The organism is Nocardiopsis exhalans (assembly GCF_024134545.1).
GTDB lineage: Bacteria > Actinomycetota > Actinomycetes > Streptosporangiales > Streptosporangiaceae > Nocardiopsis > Nocardiopsis exhalans.
Window position 1 is genome coordinate 5,049,901 of record NZ_CP099837.1, and the last position, 25,089, is coordinate 5,074,989.

Genomic DNA, 25,089 nt, shown 5'->3' on the forward strand with positions numbered 1-25,089 from the left:
TACCTTACTTGCCCGCGTCACGATCCCAAGCAGGTGTGAGGACGCAGGGCTAGGGCCTGTTCCGCGGATCTTGGTTCTCGAATCTGTGGCTCTGAGCGTCGGTGTACAACCGGTATATGAGCCGCAGATTCGAGCTCACTGACCAAGAGTGGGACCTGATCAGCCCCCTGCTACCCCCGATGACGCCCCAACGCGGAGGCCGCTGGCGTGATCACCGCCAGGTCCTCAACGCGATCATCTACCGGACCCGTACCGGTATCCCCTGGCGTGACCTGCCCGAACGCTATGGCCCCTGGACCACCGCCCAACACCGGCTCCAACGCTGGGAAGCTGATGGCACCTGGGCCCGCATCGAACAACACCTCATCGACACCGATGAGGACACCGACCTGGACGCCCAGATCGACTCCACCGTGGTGCGTGCCCACCAACACGCCGCCGGAGCGCGAAAAGGGGGAAGAGTCCTGAGGACTCACGAGTCGCCCAGGGCCTCGGAAAGTCCAGGGGAGGTTTGAGCACCAAGATCCACACCATTTGCGAGGGCAACGGAAAACCCCTGGTCACCACCCTGACCCCGGGTCAGGACGCCGACACGTTGCAGTTGCCGGTGCTGGTGGGGCTGGTGCGGATCAACCAGCCCGGGCCCGGTCGTCCCCGCACCCGTTTGGAAGGGCTGGCCGGGGACAAGGCCTACAGCTCCAAGGCCAACCGGGACACCCTGCGCACCACGCGGACCCGGTGCACCATCCCCGAGCGTGAGGATCAAAAGACCAACCGCCGCAACCGCGGGTCGGCCGGCGGTAGACCGCCCGACTTCGATCGGGAGGTCTACCGCCAACGCAACCGGGTGGAGCGGTTGATGAACCGGCGCAAGCAGTACCGGGCGCTGGCCACCCGGTATGACAAGCTCGCCACGACCTACCGGGCCACCGTGCGCGTCGCGGACATCCTCATCCGGTTACGCGCACGACCCGACCGCTCCACCCCACAAGATCCACGGAACACGCCCTAGCTTGGCGTTTAACCTGCTTGCTTGGCTCCGGGGTGCCCCGTAGTGCCCGTTTTGTTCTTCTTGGGAACCCCGTATCGGGGAGCTGGACGCTTGTTCTGGCTCCCCACCGGACGCCCCGGACCAGGCCCGCAGGATTTCGGTGCACCCACACACACCGGCAGGTCAGCGCGAATGTACCGAAACCCCCGACGCACCCGCGCCGGACTCATCCGGTCCGCTTCCACCAGCCGATGCCAGGGCAATCTGACCTGACGCGCCAACAACCGGGCCAGACGTAGCTGGGTATAGGCCACCACGACCAGCCAGGACCACCGGTCCGCCGATCGCGGGTCCCGTAGCCGGGGTGCGTTCCACCCCAACGACTGTTTGAGGAAGCGGAAGGTGTGCTCGATGTCGAACCGGCGCAAATAAGCCCACCACATCTGACTGACCTGCTCTGAGCGCATGCCGGTGGCTGAGGACCACAACCACAACGGTTTGGGATCGCGCCGCGAGGGCAAAGCCTGCACCTGCAACAACACCAGGGTGCCCTCGATCACCGGTAGCTCACCGGGGTGCTCGGCCCAGGCTGAGCGGTGGGTCAGCCGGGGATGCATCCGATCCCAGGAGCGCGCGGTGGCACTGCCGTAGCGGCGGGTGGCAGCGGTGGTCACCGTCTCCGGCTCGGGCCAGGTATCGGGGGCGGCCATCCGTAGGGCAGCCCCGTGTTTGGGCGGGCGCCCGTTGGCTGAGATCGGTCGGTGCTCGGCTGGGCCGTAGAGCACCCGGTTGGAGGGCAACCGGCCCACCACCTGAACGGGCAGATCAGCGAGCAGATAGGCCAGACGAGGACTGTCATAGCCCGCGTCAACCACCACCACAATGTCGGGATCGCCCTGCTGGTGGTGTTCAGCCCTGATCAATCGGGCGATCAGCTGGCGGACTTGGTGGGCGGTGACGGTGGTGGGGTCCTCGTCACTGTGCAGGCGGCGCAGGTCCAGGGGCGCGGTCCAGGAGGTGGAGCCCTCTTCCAGTGCGACGATCATGGAGTAGGGCCAGCCCGGGACCATCTCGGCCTGGCCGGTGCCGCGCCCGTAGGTGTGGCACCAGGCCCGGTCAGGGCTGGTCCAGGCGTCCGGGCGCAGCCAGGGGGAGACATCGCAGGCCAACACGATGCGCCCGTGGAAGCGGGGCAGGGGCAGCGAGGCCAGGATCGATCGCAGTTGGGTGGTGTCGATGCTTCCGTGGGCCAGGGCGGCGTAGGCCGAGCCGTGGCCGCGGTGGTGTTCGGGCTCCAGGGAGAGTTGTGCCAGGTGGCGCACGGGGGTCGGGGTGCTGACCAGGGCTTCGCAGACCTCGAAGAGGGCGTCAGCACGTGTGGTCAGGCAGGCGTGGAACTGGGAGCGGAATCGGGCCAATGTCGACAGTGGCTCGACAGGGGTGTGCTGGTGCAGCAGACTCATGGTGACGGCCTTCGTTGTGATCAGGTGTGTTCGTGGTTGAAGCACATGATCACGCGAAGGCCGTTGTGCTGTCCGGGAAACAACGAAGCCCGTGACCGGGACGGTATCCGGTCACGGGCTCGAGGTTAAACGCCAAGCTAGCGCACGTGCAGGAGCAGCCCCCGCAGGAGCGCGCCCCTGGACGTGAGTCGATAGCCCACGCCGTCGGGATCTGGCTGGTAGGCGAAGGTGCGCAGCATCGTGGCCGGCGGCTCGCTCTCGACCCACCCGAGGGGGTCGAAGCTGCGCAGCTCCTCAATGTGCGGCAGGTAGGACATCGACTGGGCGATGCCGGTCATGTCCACCCGGCCCGGCCCGGAGTGCGGCACGACTCCCCACAGCTGTGCGGTCGTGCCCTGCTCGTACAGGGCTTCCGTGGCGATCCTCAGCATGGACACAAAGAAATCGTCGGGGTCGTAGCCGCTCTCCAGACGTATCCACTCAGGGGAGCGGTCAGCCAGTAGACGCAGCAGTACGCCCACCTGCTCCCACACGAAGGCGTGTGCATGCGGTGAGGCCACCCCCTCCAGCAGCACACCAACAGGCGGCCGGACTTGGCTGTGCGGGGTGATGCCGGACAGGAGCTGGGCGGGTTCTTGCCCGGTCAACGCGACGACGGTCTCGCTCACACGGCCAGAGGCGTTACCGATCACGACGAGGTCGTCCTCGGGGCCGACCGGCGCCCAGGGCAGTGGCGCTGTGTCGAGGGCGAGGACCACATGGGTTACCAACACGATCTCCTCAAGGGGGTGGGTCTTGGCGTTCGCACACTACCGAGAATGGGGCAGGGGACGATCGGCGGATATCTCGTCGGGGACCAGGCGGCTTCACCCGCAGACCGGGGCGAGGGCTGCGGCTCGGGGAGCCCTGTACAGCGAACCAGGGAGTGACTGTGTGGTGGATGCCAACGACGGAGTCCTGATGCCCCACCCCACCCCCACCCCGTGCTCTCGCCCCAGGAGATGAGAGCCACAGGCGACTGAAGGCGACAGCTACTACAGGGCCACCTGCGTAACGATCTCCCACCGGGTGCAGCTGGCCCACGCATCAAACCGCTGGCGGACCACAGCCAGGGACTCGAGCTCAACCGTGATCGGTGACGGGCGGCCCAGTGCTTCCACCAGCTCCTCGACCACTGCGGGGGTGTGGCACCGGGCCAGCGGCATGTGCGCGGTTGCGGTGCACCCACCACGGGCGCCCATCATGCCCAGGACCCCTTGAGCGAGTTCGCGTACGAGGCGCTGAACAGCCTCCATCCCTTCGGCGAACTCGTCCAGGTACAGGCCCACCTCCCTGGCATTCGCCATGGGGATCAGTCGCAGAGCGCCCTGCACCGACAAGGTCTGCCCCGTCGCCGCGACCGTGTGCTTCAGGGCCTCAGCCAACGCGTCCACATCCGCCTCGGGCAGGTCCCGCCCCCAAACGATGGGCCACGCCACCTCACCGGCCGGGACCGCGCTCACCACATGTGAGTGAGCGGCCCAGGTGGGCAACAGTTGCTCCACCACAGCAGTGAGCTCACCCCCTTGCCGTGGGAGGGCCGCGATCACCGTGATCTCACCACCAGCACGCACCCACTCGTCACCCACCCGGGACATGACCGGAGCCCCAGGGGCCGGGTCCGGCTGGCCCGGGTCCGCCAGAGTGTCCAAGTGCAGCCCCGTGATGACCGGCCCAACTCTCACGTGGCGAGCGATACGTGCCAGCAGGTCGGTGTTCTCTCCCAGCACCGCAGCCGCCTCCCCGCGGGCGACCTCCTCAGAAACCGGGTGCCGTACCGAGATATAGGCGAGCTCGTCCCGAGCAACATCCGCGACCCCACCGAGCGTCTGCTCGTCGACACCGTGTTCGACCAGATGTTGGAGCTGTGCGTGTGCGGCGGCAGCGAGCATACGCGCCAAAACCAGTGCGGAAGGTGGGTCGGTGCTCAGGGTGGTCCGTAGCTTCTGACCCACCTCCCGCAGGGCGGCGTACCGCACTCCCACGCCCGCCCGGTGAGCCGCCAAGAGCATGGCCGCGAGCCGGTGGCGCGCTGCCTCACCCCATACGGTCTGGTCAACGCCTGGGCAGTCGCGTGGATGTTCCAGAGTCAGTTGGAGGGGGCGGTGGGGGGCTTCCATGAAGTCAGGGTAACCACCAGATTGTCAGGGGTCACCAGAGAACCCCCAGAGGGCGATCAGTTGTCGCTTCTCGTGGTCGACCAGACTGGCCGTTCCTCAGTCGTGCTGAATCGTCTGCTCCACCAAGCGGTGATAGGAGTTCATGCGCTCGTTCCGCTTTCTTCTTCGATCAGGTCCTGGCACAAGGAGAGGTAGGCCGGGCTCAGCGCGGTTGGGGCGGGGCGCGATCGCCCCGTCCGGTGAGTCGATCTGCACGGCGCATGCGCGGAACCGGACGATATCCCCTCATCCTCCGTTTGGAAGTGGAGTCGGACCAGCGTGGGGAGGCGACCAGGTCGGCTACTGCAGAACAGATCCTCTTGTCAGCAGCAGCGAACGCGCTACACGATCTCTCCCACGAGATCGCCGGGGACCAGTAGGTTCATTCGCGAACCATAGTGACCGGGAAGGACCAGCCCATGGCCGTGGACGCCGCCCACATCAGTGCCCTGCTCGACCAGGCCGTGACCGACAAGGTGACCCCGGGTGCGGTCTGGCTGGTGGGTGGCCCGGAGGGGGCCGAGGCCGGTGGTCAGAGCGGTTTCCTCGACCCGACCGACCCCACCGTCCCCATGGTTGCGGACACCCTGTTTGATATCGCTTCCCTCACCAAGGTCACCGCTGTCTGGGCAGTGATCGGCACCCTGTGGGAAGACGGTGCCCTGCGTCTGAAGGACCCCCTCGGTGTCCTGCTCCCTGACCTGTCGGAGGCGCCTTTGGGTCAGGTGACGGTGCACCAACTCCTCACCCACACCGCCGGGGTTCCGCCACGTGCACAGCTGAAGACCCTCTACGGAACCGACCCGACTGAAATCCGTCACGGTGTCCTGCACGAGCAGCTTCACCACACCCCCGGGGAAAAGGTCCAATACACCGACCGTGCCGCGCTGATCCTGGGGTTCCTCGCCGAAGGGCTCACCGGCACGGGGCTAACCGACCTCGCCCACGATCGTGCCTGGGCTCCCCTGGGCATGTTCCAGACTCGGTTTGGCCCTCTCCCTGAGGATCTGGTGCAACGTACCGCGCCCACCGAGCTGGACCAGGAGAGCGGCCAGCATCTACACGGTGTCCCTCACGACTTCTCAGCCCGTTTGTTGGGCGGGGTAAGCGGGATCGCCGGGGCTTTTTCCACCGCCCCTGACCTGGGGCGGTTTCTCGCCCACATGCTCGCGCCGGGGAACGGGGCGACCTTCGGCAAAGCGTGGGTGAATGAGTCTCTCCAGGTACAGACCGGAGGGCTTGAGCCGCTGAGGGGTCTGTTCTGGCATCCTGCCCCCGGGACGTCCCCGGCAGAGGACATTTGGGTGCACTACGGTTTCACCGGCACAGGGGCCTGGGTTTGTCCGCGTATGGGCAGGTGGGGTGTTCTTTTGACGAACAAGCTCTACTACACCCGGGACCGGGGGCCGGTCACTGAACTGCGTGGCGCTTTCCAACAGGCTGTGTTCTCCTGATAGCCCTCAGTGTCTGACCCAACCCCGTCTGCCGTGAGGTGGGCGGGGTTTTCACATTCCAAGACCTTGAAGAAAATAATCCGAACCCTCCCCTCTGGCATTGCGCGTCCTAATTTAGGACGCTAGAGTGGCATCAATAGACCAGGAACGAGAGCCTTCGGCCAGACCGGGAGGAACCGGCCATGACAGTGACCACCGAATTCGGAACCTGGGTCAACCACGGAGACCGGTGCAACGTCAGCGTCGAATCGACTTTCGCTGGCTACATCGGAGGAGCTGACCCCGAATGGCGTGAGCGGGTCGAAAACGACGGCTATTTCGACAGCATGGTTGCCGCGTTTCGCTCCGAGATCAACGCCGCCCTCCCCACCAACGTGGCCCTGTGCGGCAACGACTTCTACGGCCCCTACTACACGGCCGACTGCGACTTCGACGGATACCCCACCGACGAACACGGCGCCCTGGACATCACCGACATCATCGCGGGCATCGATCTCGAGCCAATTCTGGAACGGTACGACCCGGATCTGGTCAAGCAGGACGCCACCCTCAGTGTCGGACCCAACGGATGGCACACCCTCACCATCGGTGACACCGCCGTCGACCTCCCGGTCCGGTCCAACGAGGTCATCTCCGTGCCCCTACTCCACGAGCTCGCCGTTCAGGCCCTGACCGAACACGAGTGGGAGCTCACCGGCGTGTGGGAACGCACCCCTGCCGGGTTCACCGCCCCAGCCACCCTCAGCGCCTAACACACCCCATTTACCGGGAGGCCCGAACGAACACAGGCCCCCACGCAAGGACCCCCATGCGATTCCTGCCCCACCTGCGCCACCACTCATCCCGAATCGGCTTGGTACTGCTGTGTATCAGTCCCCTTCTCCTCGGAGTGCACCACCAACTCGCCGCTCTGGTCATGCTTTTCAGCCTGGCCCTGATGCTTCTGGGAGCACGACATCTCGTAGGTCGGCTGTGTGAACTCTGCTTCGCCGCCATGCCCTTGGACGCGAGCGCCGCCGCAACCCAACGCCGGTGGATGCTGCGTCTCGTGCACCTGATTCTCTGGCACCGGCCATGGAAGATCTTGGTCGGGGGCGTGGTCTTCATGGTGATAGCCCTGGCCGCTGCCACCCACCTCTCTTCGGCCACAGTGGCCGTGTTCAACCTGGTGGTGGGGGTCGTGTGGCTAGCGATCGAAACGCACATGCGTTACCAGCCGTGGTGCCCCTGGTGCGACCACAGCGGCGGGGGCGGTGGAGGTCACGACCCGGCCCCGGCCCCGCCCACCGGCCCCACCGCCAAACTGCATGTAGCCGCACGCTAGCCCTCAACCTCCACCAGCAGGAGGTCACGGTGCCTGGGATGATGCCCCGGTTGATGTCACACACCATGACCGGAGCCAGAACCGTGACCCCTGCTGAACTCAAATCCCTCCGCGAACACCTCGGCTTCACCGGTAACGCCCTCGGTGCATACCTGACCTCCCCAGCGGCGGGCCGGACCGTCCGCCGCTGGGAAGAAGGCAAGCACCCCATCCCTGAGGGTGTCGCAGACGAAGTCCGAGAACTCGCCAAACTTACCGACACCTACGTGCAGGAAGCCGAGAAGTCCCTGCACGCCCAGGCCAATCCGACCCTGACCGTGTACCGCGACGACGCCGAGTACCACCACGCACACCCACACATGGCCCGCTTCCCCGCTGCGTGGCACCGTGCGGTGGCTGTCCGCGCCGCCCGCCAGGTCGAAGGGGCCCGCATCGTGTTCCCCGACTAGAAAGACACCACCATGGCCACCCAGTTCGGCCCACCCATCGACCTCAGCGCCCTCCCCGGCTGGAAAACCACCACCCTCCGCCCTCAGCGGGCGGTGTTCGCTGGCCGGGTCTCCACCAAGGACCAGCAGGACCCGCGAGCTTCCATCCTCCGGCAGGTATCGGCCGCCTCGGAACGACTGGAGGACGATGCGGAGTTCGTCGCGCACTTCTACGACGTCGAGTCTGGGATGCTGCCCCCGGAGCTACGCGGCTTGGGCTCGTCGGAGATGTACGAGGCCCTCGCGATCCCCGTCCCCCGCGCCGGCGGCCTCCAGGAGCTGTTGGACCAGGCCGAGCACCGCGGCATCACCCACGTGATCGCTGAGCGCTCCGATCGGGTGGCCCGCGCCATGCTGACCAGCCTCACCGTGGAACACGAGCTGGAGAAGCTGGGGGTGGAGGTGGTGTACGCCAACGAGCCGACCGGCGGCACGAGAACGGGTCAGTTGCGCACCCGCCGGTACAGCCAGGTCGACGCGGAACTGTACAAGCACGCGCTGGTGGAGATGTCCATGGGAGGGCAGGTTCAGCACGCCCTCGCCGGGTGGAACCACGGGCGTCCCCCGTACCCCTACATCACGGTCGTGGATGAGCACGCGCCCGTGCGGGACACGTCCCGGTTCGGTGAGAATCGTCCAAAGAAGAGACTGGCCCCACACCCCGACCCGCGCCGGTTCGATGCGGCCCGGGAGTTGTGCCGCCTGCGCCGTGAGGAGCACCTCAAGAGCGCGGACATCATCGCGATCCTGTCCGCTGCCCCGGACCGGTACCCGATCACGGGGAAGTGGACGCACAACCTGGTCGAGGGGCTGATCGCCAACCCGAAGCTGACCGGGCACATGGTGTACAACCGGCGGGCGACCCGCACCGGCCGGGCCGGGTTTTCCCGGTGGAACCCCATCTCCGAATGGGTGTGGTCACCCGAACCAGTACACGAACCCGTGGTGACCGTGCAGGAGTGGGCCCAGGCGCAGGAAGTGACCGCGGCTCTGCGGTCTCGCGTGGACGCCGAGGCTCGCGGGCTGTCTCGTATCCGTGCCACCGCACACCGACTGGGGCACACCGTGATTCAGGTCGACAGCGACGGCTCGCACGCGGTGTACCAGGTCGGGGGGCGACGGTTGGTGCTGCCCACACCGGTGCCGGACATGATCGTTCAGCAGGTAATCGAGGACATGGAGCGTGGTGCGGTATGAGCGAGGTGATCAGGTGCCTGGCGCAGCGGCGGGCGCGGATTTGGACGGTGGCTCTCACCGAGTTCGGGGTGTACGCCCACGGCAGGACGTTGGCGGTGTTGCAGGAGAATCTGGTGGGGGCGTTCACCCTCGCTGGGGTGCCGTTTTCTGGGGTCGAGGTCGTCGCGGATACCCCAGGGTTGGAGGCGATGCGGGCCGCTCACAGCACGTATGAGGCGGCGTTGGAGGAGGCGGTGGCGGAGTTGGCGGTGCGGCGGACGCCGCTGCGGGACATGGCGGCGGCGACCGGGGTGTCTATGGCTGAGGTAAAGCGGGTTCTCGCCGCGAGGGCGGAGAGCGCAGAGGAATCTGCTGAGTTTCCCCAAACGCTGGAGGGTTCCAGCGAAGGCGGCTAGTGTACGTGGTGTGTTCCCTGCGCACGCGGGGATGGACCGGTGACCTTGCGGCCGTTGGCCAGGCCGGTGACGTGAGCCCCGCGCACGCGGGGATGGTCCCAGGTCGTAGGCGATGTTGTAGACCGACTCGCTCTACTCCCCCGCGCACGCAGGGGTGGTTCACTCCCAGATTCACAACCCAGCAGGCCCCTGCCACTGTGGGGGTCTACTTATGTCCGCCCTCGGCCACAGCAACCCCCTCTGCCCTACATCCCAGCCATAATCCTCTCCATGGAGTACGGGGACGCAGACAGCTACGGCATCTACGGGCAACTCACCACCGGAAATGACGGCGGCCTGATCTGTCACGAATGCGGCCAGGAGCGGGCGTTCCTCGGGCGCCACGTGCGTGTCCACGGGCTCACCGCAGCCACCTACAGGGAGCGGCACGGGCTCGGGCGGTCCACACCGCTCGCTTCCGAGGATTTGCGCGGACGCCTCGGGGAGAAAGCTACCGCCCGTGTGGGCTCCCCCGCCTGGGGCCGGTTCGAGGCCGCACGCGACACCGACGCGGCAAGACAGGAGTCCGTGCGGGTGTGGCGCGAGGAGCCCCCGCGGCCGCAGACCCGTCACGCTCGCGCGGCCAAGGCCGTGTCCGTGTCTCGGTCCCGCAAACCTCGTTGGTGTGGTGTAGACGGGTGTGGGCGTAGGCACGTAGCGGATGGGTTGTGTCGCACTCACTACGAGCGGCGTAAACGCAAGGGAGATGTGCAGGCGGACATCCCGGTGAGGGCACGCAAGGGCGGACCGCAGCGGAGCTGACGCCAGATGCGAAATCCACAGCGGATGTGGAAGCGACCACGACATCGACGGGACGGTCGAGCAGGCAGTGGCTTCCCTGGGCGTGACCGCGGGTGAGGGCGCCCGAGCCCAGAGGGCGAACTCCTCAAGCGCCGTGGTCAGGGTATACAGGTCAACGACACTCGTAGGTCCGCGGAGAGGTTCGGGGGCGGAAACCCGCTGAGGCGACACGGCAGCGCTCGGTGAATCAGTACCGCTTCTATGGTCGCTCTGGCCTCAGTGCTGGCCAAGCTGATTGCTCGCCTGAGCGAGAACGCCGATACCGGCTGAGGCCAGGTCGCAGGCGTGTGTCGGGCTGCGACCTGGCCTACGGCGGCTGGTAGCCGCTCACAGGTGGGTGCGGTGTTTCTCGGCGCGGGTAATGACCACGGCGGTGGACATGCTGGGGTGGTGCACCGCGCAGCACGCGCCCACCGACACGGCCAACTCGTCAGCGGCCACCGCAGTCGATGGCCACAGAACGGTGCTGATGACGACCGCCCGGCGGGAAGAACGCGCCGACGAAACTTCCCTCGCCCGCAGGGCTGGCGGGCTAGACTCGCGGGCAACGGCCAGCCCCCTGGCCTCCCCGTGTGGCGTGCCTGCGGGAACAGAGCATTACCACCGGCGCATCGGCGCCGGTGAAGGACACCCCGGGCCCCTTCCGGGAGGTGTCGTGGCGGCCCCGCCTCCGGGGCCGAGGATTGCAACGCACCCTGCGCACCAGGGGCGGCGGGCCGGTGTGCCCGCCGCCCGGCAACGGACTCCTCGGCCGAAAGGGAACGCCCATGGCACCAGCAGAAGAACAGCACGTCCGAACCGCGTTGACCAAACGCGCCGGGGACGGGCGCACCGTGCGGGTGGACGTCGTCCACACCGTCCGCCACAGCGACCTGGGCCGCCAGGATGAGGCGTTCCTCGTCGCCTACCTGGACGGAGACAAGTTGGGAAGCTTCTACGGGCTCTCCTACCCCAAGAACCTGCCTGCGGGGGCGACGGCTTCGCTGGGCAGGGCTGCGTTCAGCGCGGTTGAGGCCGAACAGATCGAGTCCGTGCTGCGTGAGGTGCGCTCCAGCCTGCCCCCGGACCCGGTGCGGGCCCGGGCCCGGCTGGTGGAGGCGGTCAACGCCGCACGCGATACCGCAGCGGCGGCCGCCGAGCGCGCCCACGACGCCGGAGAGCTGGACCCCTACCTCTCACCCCGGGGCGCATCTGGCCGTCACGAGCAGGCGGTCACCGACGCCGTCCAGGCCCTGGCCGAGTTCGACCGAGAGCATCCTGAGCTGGTGGCGGCGCTGGAGCGCCGACGGCAGCAGGACCTCAGGCGGTGGGCGCAACAGTAGTTCGCTGGTCCTGTTCGTGGTGGGTGAGCCAGGTCCGCCACGCTCCCGGGTCGGTGCCCACGCCTTCGGGGATGCCGATCTGGGCCAGCGCCCCGGGGTAGGCGGCCTCGTAGGCGGCGTTGACGGCACTGGCGTGCTGGGCCGAGCGCAGCAGCCACGGGGCGGGCAGGCGGCGGCACCACAACAGGTCGGGGCGGTCCTGGTCCCAGTGGGCGTCGATGACGCCGCGGGCGATGAGCCCCTCAATCAGGGCCCGGCGGTGGCGGGCCCGCTCGGCCGGGTAGCGGCCCTCCTCTCCGCGCCCCGGCTGGTCCTCGTCGTCCTTGACCAACAGGTACAGGTCCACGACCGGCGACGGGGCACTCTGAGCCAGGTGCGCGGCCACCCACGGCACCCCGGCCGCGCGCAACAGGTGGGTGCGGTGGTTGCCCTCGCTGACCTGGTAGAGGGGTCCGGCCCAGCCGGTGACGCGCTCCAGCTGCATCGGCTCGGCGAACAACCGCTGGGTGAAGGCTCCCAGGTCCTCCCGCGTGGCCAGGTCCTTCAGCACCTGCACGGGCACCTCGGGACGGGCGCCAAGGCGCCCCCAGACCGGGTAGTGCGTGCCGACGATCAGGCGGGAGGGCACCCACGCGATGGCCTCCACCCTGGTCTCGGCGTGATCGTGGTATCCCGGCGGCAACTCGAGGGAGAGCCCCAGAGGCAGGCTGCACTGGGGGTGCGAGGCCTGAAGCGCCGCAGCCTGCTCACTCCACCAGGCCCCCAGGTCCTGGACGCCGGCCACGCGGGCGCGCAGGCGGTCGCAGTCGGCCAGGAACTTTGTGTAGGCGGGCTCGGACTCATCAAGCAGGTTTTCGACCAGGGCGGGGTCGATGAGGGGCTCCTTCTCGGCGGCCTCGGCCACTGGCCGTGCGGCGCCGGCGGGCCGATCCGGCACCACCCGGCTGCCTGGCCCGGCGAACAGGGTCGCCGAGCGCACTGCGGCCGCCAGGGTGGGGGCCTGCCCTCGGGCCCGGGCCACCCCCGCATGACCCTCGCCCTCCGGGGTGCGTAGCCGAAAGAAGCCGTCGGTGCGGTAGTCCAGGCGCCACACCGGCGCCCCGGCTGCGGCCAGCGTCGGCGGTGTGGTGACCCGTACCGCGGCGTCCACCCGCTCGGCACGCAGCACCCGCAGCGCGCGGTCGACCTCGGCCGCCGAGGCCCCCGCCCCCACCAGCTCGCGCACCCGCTGTTCCCGGCAGGCCTCGGTGAGGACCGCGGCCAGGTGCTGAGCCCTGTCGCGGGCCTTGGCCACCTGCTCCACCAGACCGAGCACGCTCACACCCCCGGGGCCCGAGGCCGCGCGGGCGCGCAGCTGCTCCAGCACCTGTGCGGTGGTCTCAAGCTCGACACGGGCCGCCTCCAGGTCCAGGCGCGCGCCGGTGGAAGGCTCGACCGGGGTGGTGGTGTGGTCGGAGGCGGTGACTAGGCGTTGGGCCAGAGGCCACCGCTCAACGGCCGGGATTCTGGGGGCCAGGGCCGTGACGATGTCGACGGCGACCGCGGCTAGCGTCCGGCGCGGGTGCGCGATGCGGCGCACCGCGTGGGAGGGGGTCAGGCACAGGTGCTGCACACCTGCGCCGCACACAGGGCAGGAGATCGCGAGGGGATAGACCATGCAACCCACCCTAGGACCGCCCCGCGCTCGAGTTCGCGGCCACCAGGGGACGGCGTCCCCGGCCTTGGCCGACCGTGTTCTGTCCCCAGCCGGGGGTACGCTCAAGGTTTGCGGCACCGACTGCGTTGTCGCACCGCTCCAGCGCCAACGCTGGTGGCGCTCATCATTGTCCCTTCGAGGGGTCCGCCTGCTCCGCCCACACCCGGGCAGAGCTTTGTTGCTCCCTTGAACGGAGACCACGATGCCCTTCACCGTCGACACCGCCCTGGTCCGCTACGCCTTCGCCGACTCCCCGACCCCGCTACACGAGCCCCCGACGCTGGGTCACCTCGTCCGTGTGGACCTGGCCCGTGAGCGCATCAGCGCCCAGCTCGCCTTTCCTGAGAACCTGACCGGTCACCACGCCCACGGGCTCGCCCCGGTCCCCCCGCCGCGCCCGGGAAAACCGCTCTTCCAGGACTTCGCACTGGCCCTGCCGCCCGCTCCCGCCGATGCTGTGGAGGCGTGGCTGACAGGAGTGCTCGCGCCCCTGGCGGAGACGACCCGCACCGGCACCTTCTGGGCCGGGCCGATCAACCCGCACGCCGACCAGCCCCTACAGCGGCTCGTGGACGGGTTCACCCCGCAGGCCACCGCCGCCCTGGCCGAGCTGTCCCACGCCCAGAGCGCAGCCTGGGACCAGGGCCTGGCCACCTCGGTGGGCGTGCCACAGCCCTGGCGGGCCTACACCTGGTGCCACGCCCGCCTACATCAAGGCGACGAGGGGCAGCACGGGCTGCTGGGCGGGTTCACGGTTGACGGCGCCCGCTACCTGCGCGACCTGGGAGGGAGTATCCGGCAGTGGTGGCCCGGCACAGCAGCGGAGCTGGCGCATCTGCTGGTGGAGACCACACCCCACTGGGCGCACCGGCCACACCGAGCCCACCGCAACCAGGGCCTGGCCGTGCTGGTCTGGGACCAGGGCGACCTGATGCTCGAGGTGAGCGACATCCGCGACGGATCCGCTCCCCCGCCGAACGCGGTGGCCCAAGCCGTGATGGAACCGAACCCAGCCCGGTGAACCCCCGGCCCAGCGCAGCAGAATGCGGGCCACCTGGTGTTGTCCGGGGGCGCCGTGCTCGTACACGGTCAACGCCACCTCGGCGCCGGCGTCTTGTCAGGTCAATACAGCTAGGGCGTACCTACGTCACTGCCCGCCCCACGTCGAAGTCCAACCCGGGTAGCACCACCAGCCCGTCAGCGTGTTCGCCGACCACGTCGGGGGAGGGTGATAGCGGTCGAGGACACCTGGGGAAGGGCTCGGTGACCGGGCGGTACAGCGACGCCCACCCGGCGCTGCCGTGGGTCAGCACGGTGACACGGTCGCCGACCGGTAGGGCCCAAGCTGGGGTCAGGCGTCACCACCGGGAGTGGGTCTGCTTGCGGTGGGCACGGATGGTGCGGGTGGCGAGGTTGAGGGTGCGGCGTGACAACGCCAGCGCGGCAGGGTAGAACAGCAAGAAGCCCCTGGTGCTGGTTTTCTTGGTCGTTAACTCCTCTACCAGGGGCTTCTTGCTGTTCAGAAGAGGCCTGGAGAGACCAGTAAGGGGCTGTGAACTGCACCTTCAAGATGAAAACGGCTCACTGTCAGCATCCGCAGTTGCCTTGTTTCGTTTCCGAAGCCGGTCCAACGCCACCCAGATCACCATGACCAGCAGGCTCACACCCACCGTGGCATCTGCGGTCTCCGCAGGCGGCCAGACCCCGGTCACCGTGCGGTACGCGGCCACCATCACCATGACCGCAGCGCAGACCCCGGCGAGCACCTCGATGATCGGGTTCTTGGCATGGATGAACCACACGCCGAATGCGATCCCCACGATGGCCATGCCTACGACCACAGCTGATTCGGGAACCCCCGTCGACATGGGGTCAATCATTGCGCCTCTGTACGTTCCCATTTGAAATACCTATCACTCGTCCTTCCAAATGGGAACGGACTCAAGCACCTGACCGAACCCGAACGGGCCCTGCCACCCGACGGCGGTCGACAGAGGCGAGACGAGGACTGGCGAGGGCGCGAACCCTCCCGAGAGGACAGCAGGATGACTGTTCGACCGTATGCATGAAGGCCTCGCGGGGGACACGACCCACCCGTTGTGGAACGCGCTACTCGAGACCATCGAAACGGTGCCCGAGGACGACCAGCTCCGATGACAGCGCAGCAGGATCGCCAAATTGAGACGCATAGCCTTCCCCAGCTGGCCACCGGGCGAGGACGATGGGCGGCTGAGGGCGGGAGCATGATACCGACGACTAATCTCGCCGCCGGTGCCAGCTTCGTCGCAGGAGCAGTGCTGTTCCGATGAGGTGTTTCGTGCGTCTTTGGCACGCGGACCCATCCGGGTTTTCCGGCACGGGCCGGGTTCACTACTGGCTGCGAGTTCAGCAACGGCACCGTGGTCCTGCACTGGCTTGGCGAGCACTCGTCCACGACCGCCCGGCAGTCCACTGCCAGCGTCATCGCCGTCAACGGGCACCAAACCGCGCCGGACGCGGCGGCAGTGAAGAAGAGTCCCGGGCCCACCCCCTGGACTCTTCTTCACTTTCACCCATGCATTGATTCGTCTTTTAATCACTACTCTTAGTCATCCATCAGATAGACTCGAACTGGTGAGTGAGTCATCTATTCGACAGGAGGCAGCATGACTGTCGGGATTTTGATGGAGAAGCCGTCTGCGGCGCGCAACGGGAGCAAGGCGTGGGGCGGGACGAAGGGCACTTTCGATGGCGAGCAGTACGTCATCGCCCACGCCAGGGGGCACCTCTACGAGTTCGTCGCCCCGGACAAGATGGTCGACCCGTCGCTGGCTGGCAAGTACAAGAACTGGGACCTGACCAACCTCCCTTGGGATCTCCGCGACTTTTCCTGGGCCAACGAACCGATCAAGGACACCGCCCAGGTCCGCAACAACGTCAAGCAGGCCCTGTCGGGCTGCGAGGAGATCGCCATCGCCACGGACTGGGACGAGTCGGGCGAGGGCGACGCCATCGCCATCAACGCGCTCGTCGAGCTAGGGCTGACCGGCAAGAAGATCTCGCGGCTGCACTTCACCGACGAGTCGGAGAAGTCCCTGCAGCAGGCGTTCAAGGACCGCCGGCCGGTGCAGTCGGTGTACGAGCACCCGGCGTTCAAGAAGGCCCGCTTCCGCTCAATGTTCGACTTCGCCTCGATGCAGTGGTCGCGGGCGGCGACGATCATGGCCCGCCAGTCCGGCCAGGACACGGTTCTGCGCCAGGGGCGGCTGAAGTCGGCGATGGTCAAGCTCGTCGGTGACCAGCTCAAGGCCTACAACGACTACGTGAAGCAGCCGTTCTTCCAGAACCGCTTCCGCGACGAGAACGCCGTTGTCTACACCAACCCGGACGAGCCGCGCTTCGACAGGGCCGACCAAGTGCCGCAGGAGTACACCGCATCGCCGGTCATCAGGGACAGCGTGGAGATGAGACGGACGGCTCCCCCGAAGCTGCTCGACCTCGCGGCGCTGTCGTCGATGCTCGTGAACAAGGGTGTGAAGGCCCAGCTCACGCTCAAGACCTACCAGGCGATGTACGAGCAGCAGGTCGTGTCCTACCCGCGCACCGAGGACAAGACGATCACCCCGCAGCAGCACGCCGAGCTCGCGCCGTTGGCCGACCGGATCGCCGCGGTGGCGGGCGTGGATACCAAGCACCTAACCCACCGCGAGCCGAGGAAAACCCACGTCAAGCCGGTCGGCGCGCACGGCGCGAACCGCCCCGGCCCGAATGTGCCCTCCTCCCTCGATGACGTCGAGCAGCGTTTCGGGACCGTCGGCCGCCTCATCTATCAAACGCTGGCGAAGAACTATCTGGCCATGCTTGCCGCTGACTACGAGTACGAACAGCACAAGGGCCACGTCGAGAAGTACCCCGACTTCAAAGGCCTCGCCAACGTGCCGAAGAAGATGGGCTGGAAGTTGGTCTTCGACCCCGACGCCGGGGACGAGGATACGGCCAGCGACGAGAACGAGTCCGCTCATGGCCTGGGCACCGGCGCCGAGCCGTACGTGCACGAGGGCGCGAACAAGCGCCCGGAGCACCCGAGCATGAAGTGGCTGATGAAGCAGCTCGAGAAGAGGGACGTCGGCACCGGCGCAACGCGGACGAGCACCTACTCCGAGGTCACCAACGCCAAGGCGAAGAACCCGCTGCTGGTCGAGAAGGGCAAGAAGCTCACCCTGGCCTCGGCTGGCGAGATGAGCTGGCTGCTGTTGCCTGGCACCCGCATCGGCGACCTGTCGCTGACCGAGCAGATCTACGCCGACATGCGCGCCGTCGCCGAGGGCAGCGCTGATCCCGACCAACTGCTGACCCGGGTCGCCGACTGGGTCCGCGAGGACATCGAGGTGATGACGAGGAACGCTGATGCCATGCGTGCGACGCTCGGCCTGGCCAAGACCGAGGTGTCCGCCCGCGCCGAGGGCGTGTGGGCCGCCGCCCCCGACGGGGCGAAGAAGGTCTCGTTCAAGAAGGTCTGGGCCGGCCACGAGTTCACCGATGACGAGATCGGCCGCCTGCTGGCCGGTGAGGAGATCGCCTTCGAGGCGACGTCCAAGGCTGGCAAGTCCTTCTCGGCCAAGGGCAGGCTCGGGGTCAGCGAGTTCAAGGGCCGACGCTACGTCGGCTTCCAGCTCGAGGTCCCCGACCGCCCCGAGGCTTGGTGCAAACGTTCGTTCTCCGAGGACGAGAAGCAGGCCTTGGAGGCCGGTGAGATCCTCGAGCTCGACGGCTTCGTCTCCAAGAACGGCAAGACCTTTCCCGCGAAGGTGAGCTGGGACGCGAAGGCCAAGCGGATCGTCCCCCACTTCGACGACAAGAAGTCCAAGCCGCGGGCGAAGGCGCGCGTCTGATCTAGTGACCGCTCGAGGCTGCTGGCCGCCCGGACGACTCGTCCAGGCGGCCAAACTCGTTTCGATGATCCACAAATCGCTATCAATCACCAGTCGATACGATACGGTTTCCCTATAGATCATTCATCTATGAAGTCATTACAATGATCGAGTAATGCATGATGGAGAGGTGAGCGGGCGGATGCGAACGATCACTGAGCCGACGGCGGGAGTGGGTGCGCGGCATGCCTGAAGTCAAGAGTGCGTACAAGGTCCCGGTCAGCCTGGCCAAGGGCTTGCCGGATCATGAGATCGGTCTCGGCGGCAACAGCTGGCAGATGCGGCCGATGCCGATCAAACAGATCGGCTTCTTCCTCGGCGGGAGTATCGTCGTCGCCTGGTGCGCGACCTCGACCTTCATCGCCGACTCCGGCGCGAAGTTCATCGCGCTCTTCGTCTTGTGGTCGGTTGTCTTCGTCCTCTACATGGGTCAGCTGACCAAGACCGAGGAGCTGCGGATCACAACCGTGCCGCCGCTGCTGGCCTACCTGCCGAAGTCTGCGCGCCGGGTCTTCACCAGGCGGGACTCGAACCCATCGGGCTTCTACTCGATTGTCGGCATCGAATCGATCGACAAGGACGGCCGGATCTACTACTCCGACGGTGGGCAGGGACAGGTCTACCTCGTCGTCGGGTCAGCGAGCTACCTGCTCTTCGACGAGGACCGTGTCGGGATCCTCAAGCGCAACGACGACTTCTGGAAGAAGGTCGAGACGACCTGCGAGCACGTCTTCATCACGACGAAGGAACCGCAGCGGATCTACCACCAGGTGGCGAATCTCGAGCGACGCAACCGGGCCTTGGAGGTCCGGGACCCCGATCTCATCGAGCTGCAGAACGAGCAGTACGACATCCTCACCCAGCACGTCGGTGGCAAGTTCGCATCAATTCACCAGTACCTGCTGCTCAAGGGCAAGAGCGAGGATGCGTTGCGTCGCGGGCACACGATCCTTCGGGCCGAGGTAGAGAACAGCGATCTGATGATCAAGGAGGCCACGATGCTCGATCGCGAAGAGACCCAGCCGATGCTGCGGGTCTTCTACTCCGGCATCGATGATCAGCTCAACCCCACCGTGACCTGAGTGAGCTTCCTCCTCCCCAACGAGACGACGAAGTAAGGATGCGGACGAACCATGGCGCTGATGATGAAGAACAGGAAGCACCTGGGTATCTCGAACGGTACCAAGCCCGAGACCGAGCAGAGCGGACCGGTTGAGGGGCCCGAGCCCCAGATGACGACCGCCACTCGGCGCGGCTTGCTCGGCTGGTGGGCCCGACGGCAGGAAGAGCGGCAACTGGCCGGATCCTACTTTTTTTACCCGCACCTCATGGCGCTCAAGCCCAAGGAGCGCCTCTTCTTCCGCTCGGACTACTTCGAGGTCGACTCCTCGGTCGCCTGCGTCCTCGGCTACTTCCACGACGACGCCTCGCACGACGCCTTCGCCCCGTTCTGGGGCATCGACAGGATCCCGTCGGGGCTCGACGAGCGGGTCACGGCGGTCGTGCTCGAGCAGGTCGTGCGTAAGGACGACAAGTGGGTCGACCAGTACACCAAGCAGTCGGAGAAGCTCGACTCTCTCGAGACCAGCGAGCAGGAAGCCTCGGGCACGACCTCGTCAAAACGCAAGGCCGCCAAGGCCTCGGCCGACCGCGAGGCGATCATCGGCGAGCTCCAGGACGGAGCGGCCTACCTGCACGTGCACAACCGCCTCTTCCTCAAGGCACCGGACCTGGAGACCCTCGAGGACACCATTGAGCGCATCACGCGCCTCTACATCGACCGCTTCGGCACGCTCAAAGCCGCGGCCTACGTCGGCGAGCAGCGCCAGGAGCTATCGAGCCTGTTCAAGAACAACGACAAGAAGCGCGGCAAGGGCTTCCACTACACCTCGACCGAGTTCGCTGGCTCCTACTCGCTGGTGACCAACGGGCTCAACGACAAGGACGGCGAATACGTCGGGTTCATGGTCGGTGACGTCAATTCCTCGGCCGTGCTCATGGGTGTCAACAACTACGCCCACCACGTCGTCATCGCCGACCCCACGCTGTCGGAGTACCTCGACCGCGAGCGGGTGTCGAACATGTGGTGCTCGAAGCTGTCTCAGTCGACGATGCTCGACAACGGCCGCGTCGTCCACCTCGTCCTCGACGGGGCCAAGATGGACAAGCTCGGGCCGACGTTCGAGCGCCTGACCGCCCGCGTCGACCTCAACTCCGGCGACGTGAACATGTTCGAGATGTTCGGCGAGGAGAAGGACGAGCTGGCGATCTTCTCCACGCACATGGAGAAGCTCAAGCTCATGTTCGAGCAGCTCTACGAGTCCTCGGATGGGGCAGTGACCTCGATCATCCGGGGCAATCTCGAGCGAATCGCCACGGACTTCTACATCGACCAGGGCATGTGGCGCGAGAACGCCCAGCACATGCGCAAGAAGCTACGTGTGGTCGGCATTAACCACGCGCATGTGCCGAAGCTGCAGCTGTTCGTGTCTTACCTCGACATGGCGCACAAGCGTTTGCTGGCCTCGGACAAGAGCGACCCCGACCAGCTCCGGGCGCTCAACCTGCTCCAGACCATCGGCCAGACGATGCTCTCGACCAACGGCGACCTGTTCAACAACACCACGGCTGCCGCGATTGACGGGATCCGCGACGCCCGCCGGGTGCTCTATGACTTCTCGCGGCTGATGACGCGCGGGCGCGGCGTGGCCATGGCCCAGTTGGTCAACATCGTCGGCTTCGCCGTGGCTGAGCTCGGCGTGGGCGACACCGTGATCATCCATGGAGCCGACCTCATTGACGACCGGGTGAAGACGTACATCACCGAGCAGTTCGAGCACCTCTTCGACCGGGGAGGGCGCGTCGTCTACAGCTACAACGACGTCGACAAGATGCTCTCGGACTCGAAGTTCAACAAGTTCGACGCCGCCGACTACACCGTGCTCGGGCCGATGCGCGACTCAACGGTGCTCGAGTATCAGAAGCAGCTGGCCCAGCAGATCCCCCGCGACCTCGCCAACCTCATCACGACTCGCGGCGAGAGCTTGTCGTACCTGCGCCGCGGCGTGACAAACGTCGTCTTCCACCTCGACCTGGCCCTGGGGATCAACCCCTACCGGGAGGCCCAGCGGCGCAAGGTCCGCCTCGAGGCGGCCCGGGCCGAGGAGGCCGAGCGGATGGCCCAGATCCTCGACGACGAACCTACTCCGGGCGCGAATCTCACATCATTGGGCAACAAGAAAAATGATGATTTGGACGATGACTCGAATGACGGACCGGCTGAGGATCGAAAGGTGAAGCCGGCCGCGGGGCTCGCCAAGAAGGCCCCGCGCCGTGGCACGACGAAGAGGGGCAAGCGAACGAAGCTGGCCAAGAAATGAACCGAGGGGACGCGATGGAACGGTTGGGCACGGCGATCACGCGCGTGCGAGGGGGGTTCGGCGGCGTCCTGCTCCGGCCGAGGTGGAGCAGGGTCGTCGGCGTGCTCCTCGTCATGCTCGTGACCCCCCTCCTGATCGGGCTCTTGGGGAGCACCACGGCTCTGGCCAACGACAACGCTTCCGAAGACGAGGACAACTACAGCCTGTACCAGCTCGCGTCCAACGGCGCAGGCTACTTCTCCAACTCCAACGAGCCCGGCGAGAGCCTCGGCGGAGCGTGGGGGGACATCGCGGAGTCCGAGCCGGGGGCTGCGGGCTCCCTGCTCGGCTACGGCGACCCGACGGTCTCACAGTTCAAACGCTGGCTCTCGGCCGGACTGTCGGGTTCAACGCAGACGATCACGCACGAGACGCTGGGCAAGGGGGGTGACGCCTTCCTGGCCTACGGCCAGTTCGGGGCGGTCAACAAGGACCTGGGCTTCGACTCGATGTCGAGCGGAGTCATCGGCGACATCATCGGTGGCTTCGCGGGATCGGTGGTGTGGTTCTGCTATGGCGTGTCCCTGCTCATATCGGGACTCTTCTTCGCCTTCATCGAGCTGCTCAAGTTCCTCAACCCCTTCGCATGGTTCTACACGGCCGTCGCCGACGTGACCACGGCCGAAGGGACGAGCGGGGGCTACCAGCAGGGCCTGGCCGACGGGATGCTCAACAATTGTGAGGGCGGGGACTGCGGACCTCCTGGGGCCCTGTCGGGTGTGGCCAACTTCATCGGCGAGTGGTACGGCGTGCTCGTGGACCTGTCGTGGAACTTCCTCGTCCCGCTCTTCCTCGGCTTCCTTCTCATCGGCCTCGTGCTGTTCAAGAAGATGGACCGCGGCTCGGCGATCAAGAAGTTCGTCGTGCGTTTGCTCTTTCTCGGCTTCGGCCTGCCCGTCTTCGGATCGATGTACACCGCCGTCCTCGACGGCTTCTCCGAATCCGGCGTCGACGCCTCGGCCGGTGCCACCCAGGTGGTCCTGTCCAATTACGTCGACTTCGACGCCTGGGCGATGAACTCCCGGCTTCTCGTGCCCGAGGATGCGACCATCGGCTGGAACGCGGACAAGGGGCAGGCCGACCCGAAGTCGACGATGTCGGCGCGGACCTCGGCGCTGGCGATCAACATCGCCTCCCACCCGGTCTACCGCGACGCCGGCTGGGACGCCGGAGGTGTGTCCAGCAATGCGAAGGACGCGTGGACGGGCGCCTCGAACGTCGACCTGACCCAGGAAGAGCCGGGCTCGTGGCAGCAGGTGGCCACGACGCTGGACATCCTCAACCGCTACATCAGCGGGCAGGAGACGCCAGCCTCGAACTTCGAGTCGGGTGTGAAGAGCTGGCTGTCGGAGAACGCCGATGAGGACATCAAGGAGGACTGGTTCACCAACACGGCCAGCTACGGCGACGTCGAGAAATTCGGTGACGAGGACGACCCGCAGGCCTCCGAGGCCCCGATGATCTCGACCCAGGGTGAGGGCCTGCAGTCGGAGGTCTCCGACGGCGTGCGGACGTTCACGACGAAGAATCAGGAGGACTCGGCCAAGGACTGCGGCTTCATGGTCACGACCGACAACGGCGACCCGGCGCAGTGCAGCATGTCGCCCCTGTCGATGTACAACTACCTCAACAGTTCGTTCTCCTCGGAAAGCCTCACTTCGTTCAGCTCGGAGAACGCGATGTCGGGTCTCGTGCGCGAGAACCACTCCTCGGTGAGCCAGGTCGGCTCGGGACCGGCCTCTTTCATGTACTGGGCCAATACCGTCACGCTACTGGGCAGCGTCTGTCTGCTGGGCATCTGGTACGCCTTCGGCATGGTCATCGGCGCACTCAAGCGGACCTTCTCGCTGATCGCGGCGATCCCGTTCGCCACTTTGGGCGCGATCGCGGCGATCAGTAAAGTGATCATCTACTCGGTGGCGATGATCCTCGAGGTCATCCTCACGATCTTCCTCTATCAGCTCGTCGCACGACTGATCATGGGCGTGCCGGCGATCGCCTCGGGGCCGCTGACGAACCTCGTGACCGAGAACGGGCTCCTGTCCAACCTCGGTCTGGGCCCGGTGGCGGTGGTCCTCCTCACCTTCCTGTCGACGCTGCTCATCATCGCCGTGACGTTCATCCTCCTGCGCGTGCGCAAAACCGTGCTCCAGGCCCTGGACGAGGCCGTGACGAAGCTCGTCGACAAGTTCCTGGAGACCGACACCGCTCCGAAGGCGAGACAGGGCGGGGCCATGCAGGCCGCGGCCGGGGGCCTCGGCGCCGGTGCGGGCATGGCGGCGGGCAACAAGCTCGCCCAGGCCACCGGCGGCAAGCTCGGCGGGCTGACGAAGCCCAACGGCAGCGGCCAGCCCGGCCCCGGCGGAGGGGGCAAGAACAAGCCCAACGTCGGCGGAATCCCGAGCAACGCCCAGCTCAAGGGCGGCAATACCAAAGCTCTCGGGTCAGGCCAGTCCGGTCCCGGGGAGCAGGGCCCCGGGGGCAGGAGATCACCTCAGGGCGGCCCGGGCACCTTCAACGGGCCGAAGTCCTCGCCGAAGGAGTCGTCCAACGAGCAAGGCTCGGCCGGTCAGCCGGGGCAGAGCAGGAGGGGAGGACCGCTGCAGCTGGCTGGCGCGCCTCCGGGATCGGCGCAGGAGGACAGGGCTGCGGCCGATGGTGTTGATCGGCAAGGAGGCCTGTCGAGGCTGGGCTTCGACGCGAAGGACCAGCAGAAGGTCGAGATCCCTGGCGGCGGCGTGACGACCGGCGACGTCGCGGGCTCGGACCCAGGTCAGCAGGTGCCCGGCGGCCAGGGTCGGGGCGCCCAGGGCGAGGTCGTCCCCAACCGTCCTGGAGGCCGCGGGCCGAAGGGCGTCGAGCCCGGCGCAGGTCAGACGAACTTCTCCGGCTCGAACCCCGGCGACCAGCAGACCCGATCGACGCCCCGTTCGGGCAGCAGGAGCGACGGTACATCGGTTCCGACGCGGTTCGACGTGCAGGCCGGACCCGGGGGCCAGGCAGGGACCCCGGGCCTGAAGCCGGTTCCGCAGAGCCCGAGAAGCCCCGGCGGGGCGATCCCGCTGCCAGCCGGTCCGACCCCCGCTGCATCAACCGTGCCCGCGGCCGCGACGCCGAAGGCACCGTCGAACGCCGGTCCCACGGTGATCGGCGGGCCGAGCACCGGCGGCGGCGCTCCCAGAGGCAACGGGTTCTCGCATCGGTACTCGAGCCCGTCCGGCTCGGGGGCGCAGGGCTCGCCGAAAACCAGGGACTCGAAGGTCGAGGCGGGCCCCGGCCAGAGGACCAGTTCACAGCCCGGGGCCCGCAAGATCGCGGAGCGCCCGAAGCCGGTCAAGCGGCCGGACGGCTCGTAGGAGCCGATCGGATGAGGTCTCGTCCGGCAGGGGAGG

At 66.9% G+C, this 25,089-nt stretch carries 18 protein-coding genes and 2 pseudogenes; 15 read left to right on the forward strand and 5 right to left on the reverse strand.

Going from position 1 to position 25,089, the window contains the following annotated elements:
- Positions 1-116 precede the first annotated feature (116 nt).
- Positions 117-1,012: pseudogene (locus NE857_RS22370) on the forward strand (IS5 family transposase).
- Between the two features lie 8 nt (positions 1,013-1,020).
- Here the strand turns inward: NE857_RS22370 and NE857_RS22375 are convergent.
- The 3 genes from NE857_RS22375 to NE857_RS22385 form a co-directional block, all read right to left on the reverse strand.
- Positions 1,021-2,454 carry an NF041680 family putative transposase gene (locus NE857_RS22375; protein ID WP_184360963.1) on the reverse strand — a complete coding sequence of 478 codons (1,434 nt, stop codon included), beginning with the start codon at positions 2,452-2,454 and terminating at the stop codon, positions 1,021-1,023.
- 137 nt (positions 2,455-2,591) lie between these two features.
- The gene (locus tag NE857_RS22380; RefSeq protein WP_254417538.1) at positions 2,592-3,227 is read right to left on the reverse strand and encodes a hypothetical protein; all 636 of its coding nucleotides are present in this window, start codon (positions 3,225-3,227) and stop codon (positions 2,592-2,594) included.
- 261 nt (positions 3,228-3,488) lie between these two features.
- Positions 3,489-4,613: a hypothetical protein gene (locus NE857_RS22385; protein ID WP_254417539.1), complete on the reverse strand. Its 1,125-nt coding sequence runs from the start codon at positions 4,611-4,613 to the stop codon at positions 3,489-3,491.
- A 458-nt stretch (positions 4,614-5,071) separates the two neighbouring features.
- Here NE857_RS22385 and NE857_RS22390 point away from each other — a divergent pair, with 458 nt between their 5' ends.
- From NE857_RS22390 to NE857_RS22420, 8 genes are all read left to right on the forward strand, one after another.
- A complete protein-coding gene (locus NE857_RS22390) occupies positions 5,072-6,106 on the forward strand; it encodes a serine hydrolase domain-containing protein (protein WP_301184244.1) in 1,035 nt (344 codons plus the stop codon).
- 182 nt (positions 6,107-6,288) lie between these two features.
- Positions 6,289-6,858 (forward strand): hypothetical protein, encoded by a 570-nt coding sequence (locus NE857_RS22395; RefSeq protein WP_254417541.1) that lies wholly within the window; start codon positions 6,289-6,291, stop codon positions 6,856-6,858.
- Positions 6,859-6,914: 56 nt separating this feature from the next.
- Complete coding sequence (locus tag NE857_RS22400) at positions 6,915-7,430, forward strand: hypothetical protein (RefSeq protein ID WP_254417542.1); 516 nt, start codon at positions 6,915-6,917, stop codon at positions 7,428-7,430.
- Positions 7,431-7,483: 53 nt separating this feature from the next.
- Positions 7,484-7,879: an Aca2/YdiL-like domain-containing protein gene (locus NE857_RS22405; protein WP_254417543.1), complete on the forward strand. Its 396-nt coding sequence runs from the start codon at positions 7,484-7,486 to the stop codon at positions 7,877-7,879.
- A 12-nt stretch (positions 7,880-7,891) separates the two neighbouring features.
- Entirely contained in the window at positions 7,892-9,115 is a 1,224-nt protein-coding gene (locus NE857_RS22410) for a recombinase family protein (protein ID WP_254417544.1), read from the forward strand.
- Entirely contained in the window at positions 9,112-9,510 is a 399-nt protein-coding gene (locus NE857_RS22415) for a hypothetical protein (RefSeq protein WP_254417545.1), read from the forward strand. Before NE857_RS22410 ends, NE857_RS22415 begins: the two co-directional genes overlap by 4 nt.
- 270 nt (positions 9,511-9,780) lie before the next feature.
- Positions 9,781-10,311, forward strand: a complete 531-nt coding sequence (locus NE857_RS34580; RefSeq protein WP_363319916.1) for a MucR family transcriptional regulator — start codon at positions 9,781-9,783, stop codon at positions 10,309-10,311.
- A gap of 806 nt (positions 10,312-11,117) precedes the next feature.
- Positions 11,118-11,672, forward strand: coding sequence for a hypothetical protein (locus NE857_RS22420; protein ID WP_254417546.1), 555 nt, complete (start codon positions 11,118-11,120; stop codon positions 11,670-11,672).
- Here the strand turns inward: NE857_RS22420 and NE857_RS22425 are convergent.
- On the reverse strand, positions 11,650-13,329 hold the full coding sequence (locus tag NE857_RS22425) for a zinc finger domain-containing protein (RefSeq protein ID WP_254417547.1): 1,680 nt from the start codon (positions 13,327-13,329) through the stop codon (positions 11,650-11,652). The two genes, NE857_RS22420 and NE857_RS22425, sit on opposite strands and share 23 nt — an antisense overlap.
- Before the next feature lie 241 nt (positions 13,330-13,570).
- Between NE857_RS22425 and NE857_RS22430 the strand changes: the two genes are divergently transcribed.
- Positions 13,571-14,389, forward strand: coding sequence for a hypothetical protein (locus tag NE857_RS22430; protein WP_254417548.1), 819 nt, complete (start codon positions 13,571-13,573; stop codon positions 14,387-14,389).
- 544 nt (positions 14,390-14,933) lie between these two features.
- Here the strand turns inward: NE857_RS22430 and NE857_RS22440 are convergent.
- Positions 14,934-15,248 carry a hypothetical protein gene (locus NE857_RS22440; RefSeq protein WP_254417549.1) on the reverse strand — a complete coding sequence of 105 codons (315 nt, stop codon included), beginning with the start codon at positions 15,246-15,248 and terminating at the stop codon, positions 14,934-14,936.
- A 504-nt stretch (positions 15,249-15,752) separates the two neighbouring features.
- Between NE857_RS22440 and NE857_RS34740 the strand changes: the two are divergent.
- The 5 genes and pseudogenes from NE857_RS34740 to NE857_RS22460 form a co-directional block, all read left to right on the forward strand.
- A pseudogene (locus tag NE857_RS34740) lies at positions 15,753-15,956 on the forward strand (hypothetical protein); the annotation flags it as partial.
- A 57-nt stretch (positions 15,957-16,013) separates the two neighbouring features.
- A complete protein-coding gene (locus NE857_RS22445) occupies positions 16,014-18,239 on the forward strand; it encodes a DNA topoisomerase (protein ID WP_254417550.1) in 2,226 nt (741 codons plus the stop codon).
- Between the two features lie 224 nt (positions 18,240-18,463).
- Entirely contained in the window at positions 18,464-19,360 is an 897-nt protein-coding gene (locus tag NE857_RS22450; protein ID WP_184365200.1) for a hypothetical protein, read from the forward strand.
- A gap of 60 nt (positions 19,361-19,420) precedes the next feature.
- Positions 19,421-21,658 (forward strand): hypothetical protein, encoded by a 2,238-nt coding sequence (locus NE857_RS22455; RefSeq protein WP_254417551.1) that lies wholly within the window; start codon positions 19,421-19,423, stop codon positions 21,656-21,658.
- A complete protein-coding gene (locus NE857_RS22460) occupies positions 21,655-25,053 on the forward strand; it encodes a collagen-like domain-containing protein (RefSeq protein ID WP_254417552.1) in 3,399 nt (1,132 codons plus the stop codon). Before NE857_RS22455 ends, NE857_RS22460 begins: the two co-directional genes overlap by 4 nt.
- Positions 25,054-25,089: the final 36 nt, after the last annotated feature.

Bases quoted from the DNA above. Each gene is read 5' to 3' on its own strand.
- NE857_RS22375 (WP_184360963.1), bottom strand. From the start codon at position 2,454: ATGAGTCTGCTGCACCAGCACACCCCTGTCGAGCCACTGTCGACATTG.
- NE857_RS22385 (WP_254417539.1), bottom strand. From the start codon at position 4,613: ATGGAAGCCCCCCACCGCCCCCTCCAACTGACTCTGGAACATCCACGC.
- NE857_RS22390 (WP_301184244.1), top strand. From the start codon at position 5,072: ATGGCCGTGGACGCCGCCCACATCAGTGCCCTGCTCGACCAGGCCGTG.
- NE857_RS22395 (WP_254417541.1), top strand. From the start codon at position 6,289: ATGACAGTGACCACCGAATTCGGAACCTGGGTCAACCACGGAGACCGG.
- NE857_RS22400 (WP_254417542.1), top strand. From the start codon at position 6,915: ATGCGATTCCTGCCCCACCTGCGCCACCACTCATCCCGAATCGGCTTG.
- NE857_RS22405 (WP_254417543.1), top strand. From the start codon at position 7,484: ATGTCACACACCATGACCGGAGCCAGAACCGTGACCCCTGCTGAACTC.
- NE857_RS22410 (WP_254417544.1), top strand. From the start codon at position 7,892: ATGGCCACCCAGTTCGGCCCACCCATCGACCTCAGCGCCCTCCCCGGC.
- NE857_RS22415 (WP_254417545.1), top strand. From the start codon at position 9,112: ATGAGCGAGGTGATCAGGTGCCTGGCGCAGCGGCGGGCGCGGATTTGG.
- NE857_RS34580 (WP_363319916.1), top strand. From the start codon at position 9,781: ATGGAGTACGGGGACGCAGACAGCTACGGCATCTACGGGCAACTCACC.
- NE857_RS22420 (WP_254417546.1), top strand. From the start codon at position 11,118: ATGGCACCAGCAGAAGAACAGCACGTCCGAACCGCGTTGACCAAACGC.
- NE857_RS22425 (WP_254417547.1), bottom strand. From the start codon at position 13,329: ATGGTCTATCCCCTCGCGATCTCCTGCCCTGTGTGCGGCGCAGGTGTG.
- NE857_RS22430 (WP_254417548.1), top strand. From the start codon at position 13,571: ATGCCCTTCACCGTCGACACCGCCCTGGTCCGCTACGCCTTCGCCGAC.
- NE857_RS22440 (WP_254417549.1), bottom strand. From the start codon at position 15,248: ATGATTGACCCCATGTCGACGGGGGTTCCCGAATCAGCTGTGGTCGTA.
- NE857_RS22445 (WP_254417550.1), top strand. From the start codon at position 16,014: ATGACTGTCGGGATTTTGATGGAGAAGCCGTCTGCGGCGCGCAACGGG.
- NE857_RS22450 (WP_184365200.1), top strand. From the start codon at position 18,464: ATGCCTGAAGTCAAGAGTGCGTACAAGGTCCCGGTCAGCCTGGCCAAG.
- NE857_RS22455 (WP_254417551.1), top strand. From the start codon at position 19,421: ATGATGAAGAACAGGAAGCACCTGGGTATCTCGAACGGTACCAAGCCC.
- NE857_RS22460 (WP_254417552.1), top strand. From the start codon at position 21,655: ATGAACCGAGGGGACGCGATGGAACGGTTGGGCACGGCGATCACGCGC.